Annotated in this window: 14 protein-coding genes; 7 read left to right on the forward strand and 7 right to left on the reverse strand. The window is 47.4% G+C overall.

The features are described 5' to 3' along the window. Positions 1–238: 238 nt before the first annotated feature. From ACEW9I_RS03725 to ACEW9I_RS03735, 3 genes are all read right to left on the reverse strand, one after another. The gene (locus ACEW9I_RS03725; protein ID WP_373539026.1) at positions 239–1,771 is read right to left on the reverse strand and encodes an NAD(P)H-quinone oxidoreductase subunit N; all 1,533 of its coding nucleotides are present in this window, start codon (positions 1,769–1,771) and stop codon (positions 239–241) included. Between the two features lie 314 nt (positions 1,772–2,085). Further along, a complete protein-coding gene (locus ACEW9I_RS03730; RefSeq protein WP_373539059.1) occupies positions 2,086–2,403 on the reverse strand; it encodes a LuxR C-terminal-related transcriptional regulator in 318 nt (105 codons plus the stop codon). Positions 2,404–2,485: 82 nt separating this feature from the next. Then, positions 2,486–3,175 (reverse strand): NlpC/P60 family protein, encoded by a 690-nt coding sequence (locus ACEW9I_RS03735; RefSeq protein WP_373539027.1) that lies wholly within the window; start codon positions 3,173–3,175, stop codon positions 2,486–2,488. A gap of 270 nt (positions 3,176–3,445) precedes the next feature. On the opposite strand from ACEW9I_RS03735, the gene ACEW9I_RS03740 reads away from it, so the two are divergent. The 6 genes from ACEW9I_RS03740 (at position 3,446) to rpmA (ending at position 7,561) form a co-directional block, all read left to right on the forward strand. Continuing rightward, positions 3,446–4,258 (forward strand): Tfp pilus assembly protein FimT/FimU, encoded by an 813-nt coding sequence (locus ACEW9I_RS03740; protein ID WP_373539028.1) that lies wholly within the window; start codon positions 3,446–3,448, stop codon positions 4,256–4,258. A gap of 21 nt (positions 4,259–4,279) precedes the next feature. Then, positions 4,280–4,756, forward strand: a complete 477-nt coding sequence (locus ACEW9I_RS03745) for a type II secretion system protein (RefSeq protein ID WP_373539029.1) — start codon at positions 4,280–4,282, stop codon at positions 4,754–4,756. Then, positions 4,707–6,170 (forward strand): type II secretion system protein J, encoded by a 1,464-nt coding sequence (locus ACEW9I_RS03750; protein ID WP_373539030.1) that lies wholly within the window; start codon positions 4,707–4,709, stop codon positions 6,168–6,170. The genes ACEW9I_RS03745 and ACEW9I_RS03750 overlap by 50 nt, the downstream gene beginning before the upstream one ends. 48 nt (positions 6,171–6,218) lie before the next feature. Beyond that, positions 6,219–6,701, forward strand: a complete 483-nt coding sequence (locus tag ACEW9I_RS03755; RefSeq protein WP_373539031.1) for a Tic20 family protein — start codon at positions 6,219–6,221, stop codon at positions 6,699–6,701. Positions 6,702–6,838: 137 nt separating this feature from the next. Beyond that, positions 6,839–7,195, forward strand: coding sequence for a 50S ribosomal protein L21 (gene rplU / locus ACEW9I_RS03760; RefSeq protein WP_373539032.1), 357 nt, complete (start codon positions 6,839–6,841; stop codon positions 7,193–7,195). Between the two features lie 99 nt (positions 7,196–7,294). After that, complete coding sequence (rpmA, locus tag ACEW9I_RS03765; RefSeq protein ID WP_373539033.1) at positions 7,295–7,561, forward strand: 50S ribosomal protein L27; 267 nt, start codon at positions 7,295–7,297, stop codon at positions 7,559–7,561. Between the two features lie 161 nt (positions 7,562–7,722). Here rpmA and ACEW9I_RS03770 read toward each other — a convergent pair whose 3' ends face one another. Further along, positions 7,723–7,869: a hypothetical protein gene (locus ACEW9I_RS03770; protein WP_373539034.1), complete on the reverse strand. Its 147-nt coding sequence runs from the start codon at positions 7,867–7,869 to the stop codon at positions 7,723–7,725. Between the two features lie 20 nt (positions 7,870–7,889). Here ACEW9I_RS03770 and moeB point away from each other — a divergent pair, with 20 nt between their 5' ends. Continuing rightward, positions 7,890–9,062, forward strand: a complete 1,173-nt coding sequence (gene moeB / locus ACEW9I_RS03775) for a molybdopterin-synthase adenylyltransferase MoeB (protein WP_373539035.1) — start codon at positions 7,890–7,892, stop codon at positions 9,060–9,062. An 83-nt stretch (positions 9,063–9,145) separates the two neighbouring features. On the opposite strand, the gene ACEW9I_RS03780 is transcribed toward moeB, so the two are convergent. Genes ACEW9I_RS03780 through ACEW9I_RS03790 form a run of 3 tightly spaced genes read right to left on the reverse strand, consistent with a single transcriptional unit; the run spans position 9,146 to position 13,234 of the window. Further along, on the reverse strand, positions 9,146–10,813 hold the full coding sequence (locus ACEW9I_RS03780) for a hypothetical protein (RefSeq protein ID WP_373539036.1): 1,668 nt from the start codon (positions 10,811–10,813) through the stop codon (positions 9,146–9,148). Between the two features lie 18 nt (positions 10,814–10,831). Beyond that, positions 10,832–11,731 (reverse strand): glycosyltransferase family 2 protein, encoded by a 900-nt coding sequence (locus tag ACEW9I_RS03785; protein ID WP_373539037.1) that lies wholly within the window; start codon positions 11,729–11,731, stop codon positions 10,832–10,834. 33 nt (positions 11,732–11,764) lie between these two features. Beyond that, positions 11,765–13,234 (reverse strand): lipopolysaccharide biosynthesis protein, encoded by a 1,470-nt coding sequence (locus tag ACEW9I_RS03790; RefSeq protein WP_373539038.1) that lies wholly within the window; start codon positions 13,232–13,234, stop codon positions 11,765–11,767. Between the last annotated feature and the right edge of the window lies 1 nt (position 13,235).

The following is a 13,235-nucleotide window of genomic DNA, read 5'->3' on the forward strand; positions in this document are numbered from 1 at the left end:
CAGCAATTCCAAATTCAGAACGAGTCTAGGTCATTTCAGCTAATTGACAACCCTTGAAGGCGTTTGATTTGTACAAGAGAATGAGGGTTTCAGCCCACACAATTTTTGAATTTGGAATTGCTGTACGATCTATAAACAATCGCTATTGACTATTCACCATCCACCCTCCACTACTTATCCGATCTATAAACAATCGCTATTGACTATCCACCATCCACCCTCCACCATCCACCATCCACTACTTAACCGCCACTCGTCGCTCTAAACTAGCTTGCAACATCGGTGTGTGGCTTACAGAGTCATTAGCGATCGTAAATAGCGGATTGGAGAGAATACCTGCTAGGGAAGTCGCGATCAATGTGGCTAGGGTAGCGACTTGGAGCGGGCGCATTCCAGGGAGATTCCAATTTGTAACTGGGTAGTTTCTGACGACATCAGACATTTCGTTGGGTTCTTTGACTACCATCATCTTGACGACGCGGAGATAGTAGTAGATCGACACGACACTAGTTACCAATGCTAGCAAGACTAGACCGTAAGCACCAGCCTTCCAACCTGCCCAGAAGATATAGATTTTGCCGAAGAAGCCAGCCAGGGGCGGAATGCCGCCAAGAGACAGCAAACACACGCTGAGTGCGAGGGTGAGGAATGGATCTTTTTGGTATAAGCCAGCATAATCGCTAATCCGATCGCTACCCGTCCGTAGTGTAAACAAGATGACGCAGGCAAAGGCACCCAAGTTCATGAATAGGTAGACAAATAGGTAAAATACCATACTTGCATAACCAGTCTCCGTACCAATTACCATTCCAATCATCACAAATCCAGCTTGAGCGATCGACGAATAGCCTAGCATCCGTTTCATACTCGTTTGGGCTAGTGCGACGACATTGCCCAACACCATGCTCAAAATTGCGAGGGCGGTGAAGACAAAGTGCCACTGCTCGATGACTTGCGGGAAGGCGGTGACTAGTAGTCGAATGGCTAGTGCAAATCCGGCAGCTTTGGAACCGACAGACAAAAACGCCACTACAGGCGTGGGCGAACCTTCATAGACATCGGGTGCCCACTGGTGAAAGGGTACCGCCGAAATCTTGAACGCAATCCCAGCAATCACAAAGATGAGAGAGACAACTAAGCCCAATGATAGACTACCACTCGCATTGGCAATGCCGATCGCGATTTCAGGGAGGGTAGTCTCGCCGCCAGATAGTCCATAGAGGAGCGAGACACCATACAGAAACACCGCCGAACTCGACGCGCCAATCAACAGGTATTTTAAGGCTGCTTCATTCGATCGCGGATCGCGCTTCATGTAGCCAGTCATCAGATAGGATGAGATACTCAAAGTTTCTAGTGACACAAAAATTGTCACCAGTTCAGTTGCCCCAGAGAGCAGCATCCCACCCAAGGTAGCTGTCAACAAGATCGTCACAAACTCAGCCAAAGCAGTCCCAGTCTGCTCTACATAGCTAATCGACATCAAGATCGTCACTGCCGCTGAGAGGGCAACGATTCCCCGAAATACCACACTGAGCGGATCGCTCGTATATTCACCAAAAAACGCGACCGGATTGGGATTGTCCCACTGCAATACTAGAGCCACAATCGAGGATAGCAAGCCGCCGACTGCGAAGTAGCAGAGGCTTCTAGCAGCACTCCGCCCCAAGATCAAGTCTCCCACCAGCACGCCCAACAGCGTAACGATGACGATGACTTCTGGCAGAATCGCCCCAGTATTTAACTGGACAACTAAATTATTAAAATCCATAAGTATTTAACTTTATAAGAATCGATCGCCGTCTTTTGCTTTGAAATACATACTTACTCCCTTCCCAGTGACAAGTTAGATTGTGAATAGTGAATGGTGGATGGTGGATGGTGCGATCGACAAGCAACAACCTATAGATTCGGCAAAGCCGACGCTACAAAGGACGTAAGTTGTCTATTTTTTAGGTGGGAATGGAGTAACAAGCTTTTCGATCTTACCGTAATGCCGCAACCAAGGTGAAGGGAGTTGAAAGTTAGAGATATTAACAGCTATTGCGCTATCATCCACCATTCACCATTCCCTCTCCACTCCCCTTACTCCCGATTTGACAACGAACAACAATTGATATCATTCAGACAAACCTTCCCCCATTGGAGTGCCCAGCGGACTAGTGCCACGCGATTATCGACACCAGTGCCAGCTTTTTCGAGAATATTGCTAATGTGGTTGTCCACAGTGCGCTTGCTGATATCTAATCGATCGGCAATATCTTTGTTAGTCAAGCCAGCAGTTATCAGTTCGATGATTTCTGTTTCTCGATCGGATAGCATCGCAGGTGTTTGCAGCTTATCATCATTGGTCATCATCCCTGCCTGTGTAAATACCTGTGTGGAGTCTAAATCATTATCGATAGGATCGATTCTAATCCCTTTCTCTCACAAGTGGCGAACTCGTTGGCGTAGCTGTAGCATTCACTGCTGCTGGCAATCGCACTCAAACATCGCTCGAATTGATAAAACTACCCATTACCCGCCCACAGCACCGTAACTTGGCATAGTAATCACAGCTTACCAGATCCTCGGATCGATCGGTCAAGCGATCGATCCCGATCCCATTCCTACCCATCTGGATGCCCGAACTGTGGATATAGTCTAAATCGCCCAAATGCAGCGCAACATGATCGGTTTTTATTGGCGTCCCAAAAAAGATTAAATCTCCAGGCAACAGATCGGCGATCTCGATCTGCTCGACAACAGCTTCCTGCTGATATGAGTCACGCGGGAGCCAAATCCCCTGCGACTGAAATGCCGCCTGCATCAAACCCGAGCAATCATAATCAGGTGCCACCGTACCACCCCATAAATAACGATTCGGTACCTGCATCGCCGCTTGAGCGAATGCGATGATGTGGGGGATACTAGCGGCAATCGTCGCTCGATCGATCTGCCGTGGTTGATAAATAGCTGTTGCCAATTCTAGCCGATCGAGATCGGCAAGTTTCAACCAAGCAGGATAATTATCCTCGCACAATCGCACAGGGATTGCCTGCTCGGTTGCAGTTAGCGATTCGAGTCGGAGCTGGCGATGAACGGCAGCTTGTGTCGCCAATCCTTGACAAAGTGGCGAACTGTACAGATCGATATTAGTGCGACACCGATATTCAACGGTAGTAGATAAGTCCATGATGATTAATTACCGAAGGTCATCGATATTTGTCCCAGCCTACTTAATATATTCCGTTCGGCAGTGATTTTCGGATCGATACTCAGCGATCGCCATCACATGAGATTCACAACTGAGCGGCTAAAATTGGCTTCATAGCATCTAAGCATGTCGGTTCGCTCTCAATCTAGATTTCTTGCTAGTGCAGAGTGACAATTACTCGATCGACAACCCAGATCGCGATCTCCGTATCTGGATGTAATTTTTCTGACGGATCTGGGTATGTTAATAATGCCGCCAGTTAAGTGCTCTCGATCGATTAGGCACACGGGGACATCACCAGTAGCAGCAATCATTCCAAATTTTATCTTTATTGAGGAGTCATCGATCGTGGCGATCCGACCACCCAAACCTAGCTCCGATGGTTTCACCTTGGTAGAACTACTCGTAGTTGTGATTATCACTAGCATCATCATGGGGCTGGCAATCCCGTCCCTAATGGCATTAAATAAACCGTTGCGTGATGGCACATTGCAATTCAAGAGTCAGTTGAGCTTGATTCGATCGAAGGCCATCTCTACCAATCAAGCCTATCGACTCCGACCTAAGTACCCTACTACAGCTCAATACCCAGCAGCAACCGCGCAGAACTCTACGCTCATCACACCCCACAGCTTTATTGTCGAATATGCCGCCAATTGTCAGGTAAGTACATATGGAGATCCTCTTCCTGGGGGCAATGTTGGTTGGCAATCAGCACCTGACTTAGACCTCGATCTACCAGCAGCGGCTGGTGTTGCACCTTTACCAGTAACTCAAGTAAATGGAACTGCTGTCACAAGCGCAACATTTACGATGGTACCTGCCAATGGCGCGTCACCGATCTCAGTTCCCGCCGATCCCTATTTAAATTGGAGTATTTGTTATGACAACCGTGGTGTTGCCTTCGCACCAGTATCTTTAACTTTAAAAGATTTTCAGGGTAACAATCAAGCTGTATCTGTACAGATTAATGTTGGGGTAGTTGGTAGTCCAGACATTCGTACCTACGATCGCACTGGTGCGGTAATCCCTGCCGATTCCCAGGGGAATCCTGTTTTTTAAAGTAGATTGAATTTTAAAATTATGAAATTAATATTTTACAAAATTAATCCCAAAGATCGTGGATTTAGCTTGCTTGAAACAGCGATTGCACTGACCACATTGGGCATCTGCCTTGCCTATGCTATGCCACTGTTTTTATATGCCAAAATCAATAACTCCAAGAGTGATATTCAGACTGGAGCACTGATCGTAGCGCAACGAGTATTTGATAACGTGCGATCGCAATCGATTACAAATTTACCTTCAAACGATGGTTATGCCTCGCCCTTGGCTACCAATCCTGTATCGAAACCCATCGATGTGGCAAACCCTACTCCACAGGAGGAACTATTAACTAAAGCGATGGGAAGGCAATACAAAACAACAATTACTTATTGTGAAGGTAATAGTGTTACCAATCCAGTCTGCGGTGCCCAATATCGACAATTTAGAGTTCAAGTAAGTTATAATGGAACCAATGTATACGATCTTCAAGGTACTTATACGGAATTCGACTAAAAATCGTAATTCTGAAAAAGGATTTACATTATTAGAACTAATTTTTGGTCTAGTAGTCATGGTCATCGTGGGCGGACTTTCCATGAAGTCTTTGCTCGAAGCTAGTGCTAGTTTAAATAAAGATAAAAAGAGTATTGATTCTAGCCAGAATTTATCTGCTGTCTTAGAAATTATTGGTAATGATATCAGGCAATCTGGAGAGAAAATCAACGATCCATTTTTTCCGACGATCGAATTTAAGATATCAACAGAACCAGGCTCGATGCTTGGTTCATCCAAAGTCGTAATTCGTCGTTCTGTAACCGATCCCTTAACTTTGTGCCGAGCTATTAACGCCGGCACAACCATTGCCAGTATTCTTAGTACAACACCACTGCCGATCGTCGTCGCAGATAGCACTCCCGCAACCGTAACCCTATCTCCCAATTGCGATCTTGGCACCCAGACTAGTCCATTGGCAGCGGCGCGCCCTCAAACGGGTTTGTTATTACCGCCACCGACTGCGCCGCTAGCCACCGCAACGTCGCTCCCATCTGGATCCCTAGGATTAGTCCTGCCCATACCATTGAGATTAGCTCGGGACTATCGATGTCAGCTTGCCGATCCCAATCCGGCGATGCCCTACAACTCTCCCTCACAGCCAGCGGACAAAGAGTTTTGTACTGGTTTGACAGCACCGCTCCCAAAGGTCAGAATAGCTTTATCTGATGGCAATGGACGCATCCTCGTTTTTAATCAGCTTGATGAAAAAGCCGATTCTAGTAACAGTTCTACATACAATAATAGCCCAAGGAAATATGGTATCGAGGTAAATACTACCTTTGCCAATCCTGCAGATCCGGCGATTGCCAGCAATGATATTGATAGTAATGGACAGGTCGATGTAACTTATAATGTCGGTAGCCCAATTTATTTAATTGAAGAACGAACTTATACATTAGACAACCAAGGCAATTTCCAATTGTCAGTAAATGGCGGTGTTCCGACAACTTTGTTGTCAAAAATCGCCCACTTTAGGGTTTCAGCCAAGACCTATACCGATGCAACCAACAAGACGGTCAATAAGACGCCAGCGGCTGCACCATCAAACTTCTTATCAACAGATATCTGTCCGAATGTAGCTGCTACAGCTCCAAATGTACCCCCATTTGCCGATCAACCGACAACAGCAGCCGCAACGGCGGACGCACCTCAATATATTTGTAAGCTCAATTTCAATAGCACTGTAGCACCAACACCCATCAACTGGAAAATGATTGCAGGAGTCAAAGTCGAGCTACAGTCCAAGTACAATGCTGCTGGACAAGCTTCTGAGACTTCCACCAATCCGGGGGACATCGCTCAAGTAGCTGCTGCGAAGCAGAAGCTATCTGCCAAGGCGGAGTTTTTTCCGCGCAATGTCCTCTCCAGGTAAGTGCGGTATGCTGGTACCAGAGAGTTGTAGTTAAGTCTGGGGGTACGGATGAGTGGACAAGGTTCGCAGACAGTAGCAGACAGATTTTTTGGGAGTATTGTTTATTTGCTCCCACTGGCGCGGGTATTCTCGTTTGGGGTATTCGTATTTCAACAGTTACCGATCGTCCAGGAATTATATCTACCATTAGCACCATTGCTCGCGATCGATAACAATCAAATTGGTGGCTTCGTCTTATTCTTCGGGTTATATCTCGGCGTAGTCGCCAATCCGAAGATTAGTCGGTTCATCAGGTTTAATGTGCTCCAGGCAATTCTGATCGGCATTTTGCTCTCTTTGTGTGGATTGCTGCTTCAGTATGTGTTGTTGCCGATTCTGGGGTTGGGACCTGTGACTCAAGTCTTGATGAATACTGTCTTCTTCGGCACTTGGGCGGCGGGGATTTATGGGATCGTCATGTCAGCTTTGGGCAAATATACGGAGATTCCGCAACTTTCCGAGACTGCTCAGATGCAGGTCGATCGCTACTAAAATGATTGACGCGATCGAGTCCGATCTGTCATAATAAGGGGCTGTCTATAACTACGCTCGGATCGGGTCGCAAACAACTTCAAATGTCTCAGCCAGCACATTGAGACTACCCGTACGGCATCACATCATCAAAATCTATGACTTACGCAATTATCGAAACTGGTGGCAAGCAAATGCGAGTCGAGCCAGGTCGCTTTTATGACATCGAATTGTTACCCGGCGCGCCTGATAGCACCGTCTCGATCGATAAAGTATTTTTGCTTGAAAACAATGGCAGCATCCAAATCGGTCAACCATTAGTAGCTGGTGTCACCGTCGAAGGGACTATCATGCGGCACTATCGGGCACGCAAGATCATCGTCTACAAAATGCAGCCCAAAAAGAAAACCCGTAAAAAACGCGGTCACCGTCAAGAAGTTACTCGCTTGATGATTGACTCGATCAGTGTCAACGGTGCAGTCATCGCTGAAGTTGAAGAAGCTGTCGCAGTCTAGAAATTCAACTTCAGCCATCTGAAGAGGTATGGTGGTAAGAAATTCTCGATCGCATCAGGTTTAGTCGTCGCAATACAATTTTAGTAATTTGAGGTAATTATGGCTTCTAAGAAGGGTACAGGTAGTACTAGAAACGGCAGAGACTCTAATGCCCAGAGATTGGGTGTCAAAAAGTATGGTGGTGAAGTTGTCAGAGCTGGCAACATCATCGTGCGTCAACGCGGTTCATCTTTTCACGTTGGTAATAATGTCGGTTTGGGCAAAGATTACACCATCTATGCCTTAGTCGATGGTGTGGTGACTTTTGAACGTCGTGGCAAAAACGGTAAGAAAATTAGCGTTTATCCCGTTCCAGTCGCAGCTTAGGATTGGTCGGCGATTAATTACAAAAATCGGGATATACATCGTGATATATCCCGATTTTTGCTTGCGTACTTTATTTGCAGCGATCGTCAACGCTAATATCGACCGGAAGCTCAGACCAGATCGATTCTGCTATGAAGATGCCGCCCAAACGAGGTAGAATATTAGGCATCAGTCTGGCAGATAGTGTCTAAATTGTGAAACACCTGTTCTAGAACGATTTGGTTTACGCCAACATGAACGGCGACGGTCAGAGTGCTAGTTTCTAGATACCACACCTCTTGGCGATCGCTGTTGAATTCACCAATCATCAGCTTTAACTAAACTAGTCATGCTCGATCCGAATCTGGACGAAATCCAGTTATTACCTGAAGAATATGCCCGCTATTCGCGGCATCTGATCCTCCCAGAGGTCGGCTTAGACGGTCAAAAACGCCTCAAAGCCGCCAGCGTTCTGTGTGTTGGCACGGGGGGACTCGGTTCGCCGTTGTTGCTGTATCTGGCTGCGGCTGGCGTTGGTCGATTGGGCATCGTTGATTTCGACGTGGTAGACCACTCCAATCTCCAGCGTCAAGTCATTCATGGTACTTCCTGGGTCGGTAAGCCCAAAATTGAATCGGCGAAAGACCGGATTCAGGAAATCAATCCTTATTGTCAAGTAGATCTCTACGAGACCGCATTAAGTTCGACCAATGCCCTAGATATCATTCGTCCTTACGATATCGTTGTCGATGGGACAGACAACTTCCCCACGCGCTATCTAGTTAATGATGCTTGCGTCTTATTAGATAAACCCAATGTGTATGGGTCGATTTTCCGGTTTGAAGGACAGGCGACAGTCTTCAACTATCAGGGTGGGCCAAACTATCGGGATTTGTACCCAGAACCACCACCACCAGGAATGGTACCTTCCTGTGCCGAGGGTGGTGTTTTGGGCATCCTCCCAGGCATTATCGGGGTGATTCAGGCGACCGAGACGGTCAAGATTATCCTCGGGCAGGGGACGACTCTCAGCGGTCGGTTGGTGTTATACAATGCACTAGAGATGAAGTTTCGCGAGTTGAAACTGCGTCCTAATCCCGTGCGTCCAGTTATTGAGACACTCATCGATTACGAGCAGTTTTGTGGCATTCCGCAAGCACAGGCGGCTGAAGCGGAGCAACAAAGTATGTTGGCAGAAATGACGGTGACGGAACTCAAGCAACTCATCGATAGTGGTGCTGATGATTTTGTCCTCATCGATGTCCGCAATCCCAATGAGTATGATATTGCCAAGATTCCTGGCTCGATTTTGATTCCGCTCCCAGATATCGAGCAGGGAAAAGGGATCGAACAGGTAAAAGCAGTCCTCAACGGTCATCGCCTCATCGCTCATTGTAAAATGGGCGGTCGATCGGCCAAAGCCCTCGCCATCCTCCAGGCAGCCGGAATTGAGGGTACGAATGTCAAAGGTGGGATCCAGGCTTGGAGTCGGGAAGTTGATGCTGCGGTCTTGGAGTATTAATCTCTAAATTTGAAATTTATCCCTCGATCGATGTCTATAACTGGGATCGATCGAGGGATTTAGATTGATAAAAACCAAGAGGATTAATTACGGATAAAACCCGCCTGAATACCGCGATCGGGATCGCGGAGTCTGATTCGGGCCAGATCGTAAGCACAGGGCAGTTTATTTGTCCAGCAGCGCGGCAATCCACTCGCAGGTGCAAAATAAGTAACATCATTCACTTGACGCTCGATCGTCGCAGTTTGCGCGATCGCGGGTGGTAACAATAGCAGCGAGTAACTTGTCTGAACCCTAATGATGGCAAGGACTAAAGCGATCGATAACAGTCCGAGCGACGCAAATTTGATGGGAGCAAGTGTCAGTCTGACAAAGATTGAGTCGATCGCCAGATGCGATCGGCAATAGGTAGCCAAGGCTAAGGCTGGTACGATAAATAAGTAAGGTAGCATAAACCGATTGAAAGGGGCTGTAAGTAAGAAGAATCCAATTCCTACTCCAGCGATGGCGATCGCGACGATCGAGCCATGACGGTGCGAACGGGTTTTGAGCAAATAAATCGCACAACCAATGGAAATGGCAATCATCCCTGCGGTGAACTTATTACCACCAGAGACAATCCAATGTTGAAATGCCCACACCCAAGGATGGATGCCTGGATCTGGTGTACCATACCAGCTAATCCAGTGATGGGTAGAATTTGCCGTCGCTCGATCGTTGACAATCGTCCAAGGTAAATCCAGGCACAATGCTGAAGATGGATAGAGCGGACAGCCAGAAGTAGTCACACTCGATAGCAAAAATGGTATCAACAATAGGCTCACCACTGCTAAGATTCCGATCCGCTGTCCGAGCTTAACACCGAATCCAGCTCGAAACACAAACCATAGCCCAGTCACGAGTAGCAGCGGTAGAGTAACTAACTTGATCGAGACAGCACCAACTGCCAGTATTAACGGTACGATCTGCCGTTCTTGGGCAAACTTTGTCGCAGCATTGGTCTCAACAGCAACAATCGCCCAGACTGTCATCGCCACAATCAGCAAAGCGGGAATATCTGGGGAAGGAGAAACCAAAATAGCGGGCATCAGATTGGCACCCATTGTCAACGACAGTACGCAACTGTAATAGATCGTTATAAACCAGTCGCTCAGTTGTGCCTGCTGCCGCAGTAATCGATCGATCCCGATCGAGAGCTGTAAAATTGCCAACAGTAAGACAAACCCATTGGCAGTCGCCATCGTCCGATCGCTCAACCACTCAGGATTTAGCGGCGCAGAGAAGGCAAACCAGGCAGAAGTAAAGCCAAAATTGGGAAAGAGTAATGCGAGTCCTGGCACCGTCCCGAACTTGGCGAACCAGTGAACCAGACTGTAGTGATAAAGTCCCGAATCATCCCAGATTACAGGTTGAGCAAACAAGGCAGCAATCGCGATTGCCGCACTTACATAGATCGAAATCTGCCGTTTTGAAATGCGCTTGGACAGTGCAAACAGCTCTAATCGCGTCGATCTCATCGAGAGTAGGAAAAAAATTATCAGCAGCCCACCACCGAACTGCGGTGATAATGGGACGACTAACGCACTCGCTAGGAGTGCAATCGCGATCGTCAGCATTCCCAACCACACCGCAATTATCGCCCGATCTCCGACTCGATCGACCGATCGAATTTTCAAGAGATTCAACAATCCGAATCCGCAGCCACCGCAACCAATTAGCAGTAGCGTCCATACTAGGATGAAATAAAGCATATCGATCGCATCTGTGGTTTAGGTAGGATTTGGCACTTGAGGTACAGATTGCCGTTCGGAAAAGAAACCGATCGCATTAGCCGCTTGAGACAAGAAGATCAGCGCACTCAGACAGATCGCGATGTGGGATGGCACTTTGGAAAAGGGATAAGTAATCAGTCGAAAATAAAAGGCTAGCGGCTCGACGGCAATCCGCTCCTGAGTGCGATCGGCGCGGATTTGATGAAAACAAAATGCGCCTCGCCCATAGTTAAAATGCTGTCGCCAAAATGTGGGCAAGCTGAGATGATGGGCGTGATAAATCTGCGCCTCTGGTACATAAACCATCCGACCACCGCGATCCAGCCAGCGGTCGCAAAACTCGCGATCTTCGGCGGCTGCTAGGGGAAATGTGCGATCGAACCCCCCGATTGATTTAAAGGCTGCTGTGGGCAAGGCGAAGTTATTAGAAGCAAAAAAATTGGCTTTCATCTCCCCTTGGTTGTAATAGTCGTAGAGATAATCGATCGCGAGTTGGCTGGCGGTCGAGTACAGATTTTCTGGCAGTGCATTGAGTGTCTGTCCGCCCAAGAGCGCGGTGGGGTTCGATCGAAAGCGATCGGCAAAGGCGGTAAGCCAGTTAGCCGTCGGACGACAATCATCATCTGTAAATGCGATGAATTTGCCCGTGGCGATCGCGGCTCCAGCATTGCGGGCACTCGCGGGGCCAGCATTTGACTGTCGTAATAGTTGCAGATCTAGCTCGGTTTTGAATCGATCGACGATCGGATCGAGGGGAGTTTTACTCCCATCATCAACGACAATTACTTCAAAATCAGCGTGGGGGTAGTCAAGTTTAGCGATCGCTTCGAGACAGATCTGGAGTCGATCGGGACGATTATAAGTGGGAATGACAATCGAGAATTGACACAGCGGCATAATTCAATATTCCTAACAAACAATAGCGGTAATTTAGTTTGATGTTTTGGCATTCGGTCGAGCCATAAACAATCGCACGATATTTAGGAGATGCTTAAATAAGTTGGGTGACAATAACCGAATCGATCCGATGTAAATAATAGCTCCCAGCACCGAATTTATTGCTACTATTAAAATTGGCGAACTCCAGCTCGAAATTAGAATCTGGCGAGTAGATAAAATCACAATTGACATGAAGATACTGCTAGCTAAAGGGACGGTAAACTGTTGTAAGTAAGTTAGCAACCGAACGTGAATTAAACGGCTGACAGCCCATTGACCGATCGGAAAAACTAGACAACTGCGAATCACAAAAGCTGCGGCAACAGCGACAATCCCCCAACGGATCGCGATCGCAAATCCAGTTAAATTCAACACCGCAGACAACAGCGATAGCCATAGACTCCAGCTCGATTTACCCATGGCAATGAACACCGAGCTTTTGAAGAAGCTAATCGACTGGATCATCCCAGCGATAATTAACACTTGTAATACGGGGATTGAAGGTAGCCATTGGTTGCCAAAAATTTGGACGATTAGTTCCGGCGCAAGCACACCCACACCTGCAAAAACTGGAAAAGCGATCGAACTGGTGAGTTGAGTTGCCGTATAAAAAGCCTGACGAAACTGCTCTAAATCATTTTGCAACCGTGCAAAAGTTGGTAGAGCAACTTTTTGACTTGTTTGGACGAGTAATTGCTGCATGACACTGAGAATCCGATAGGCGATCGAGTAGTAGCCCAATGAGATCGAACCCAGGAAATAACCGATTAATAAATCGTCAGCCCGACTATTTAAGAACTGCAAAAAATTAAAGCTGACGATCGGCCATCCAATCTGAAATAGTTCGCGAAAGTGGGCTACCGAAAATCTCAGTTGCGGTCGCCACGCACTCATTTTCCACAAGCACATAACCGCGACCAGCTCTTGTCCGAGCTGTTGACCAACCAAAGTCCAAATCCCATAACCAGATAATGCCATAGTAATACCGATGACACCGCCAGCGAACGTCCCAAACAGCACGCAAGTTGCAGTTGCTTTGAAATTAAAAGCCCTTTCGAGCAGGGCTTGCTGGACGTTACTACAGGCATTAATTACAAATAGCACAGAGCATACTTGCAAGATCGGAGTTAGGAGCGGCTGCCGAAATCCAGTGGCGACCCAATCTGCACCAAACCAGCCGATCGCCATCAAGCTCAGACCGATAGCTAGACTCGACCAAAACGCCGTATCGAGGTGTTCCGCTTCCAACTCCTCGATCTGAATTAAACTTTGGGCGAATCCCTGCTGCAAGAAGATTTGCAAGAATGCCAGAAAAATATTTGCCATCGCCGCCAGCCCGAAGGCTTCGGGAGTCAGCAACCGCGCCAGCACAAAAAAGACGATTAGCGATCCAGCTTGAGATCCCCAATTCTGTAAAACAGACCAAAAAATCCCCGCGATCGCCTTCTCTTTAATGCTCATC

Origin of the sequence: Chamaesiphon sp. (genome assembly GCF_041738855.1) — a bacterium.
In the GTDB taxonomy this organism is placed as follows: domain Bacteria; phylum Cyanobacteriota; class Cyanobacteriia; order Cyanobacteriales; family Chamaesiphonaceae; genus Chamaesiphon.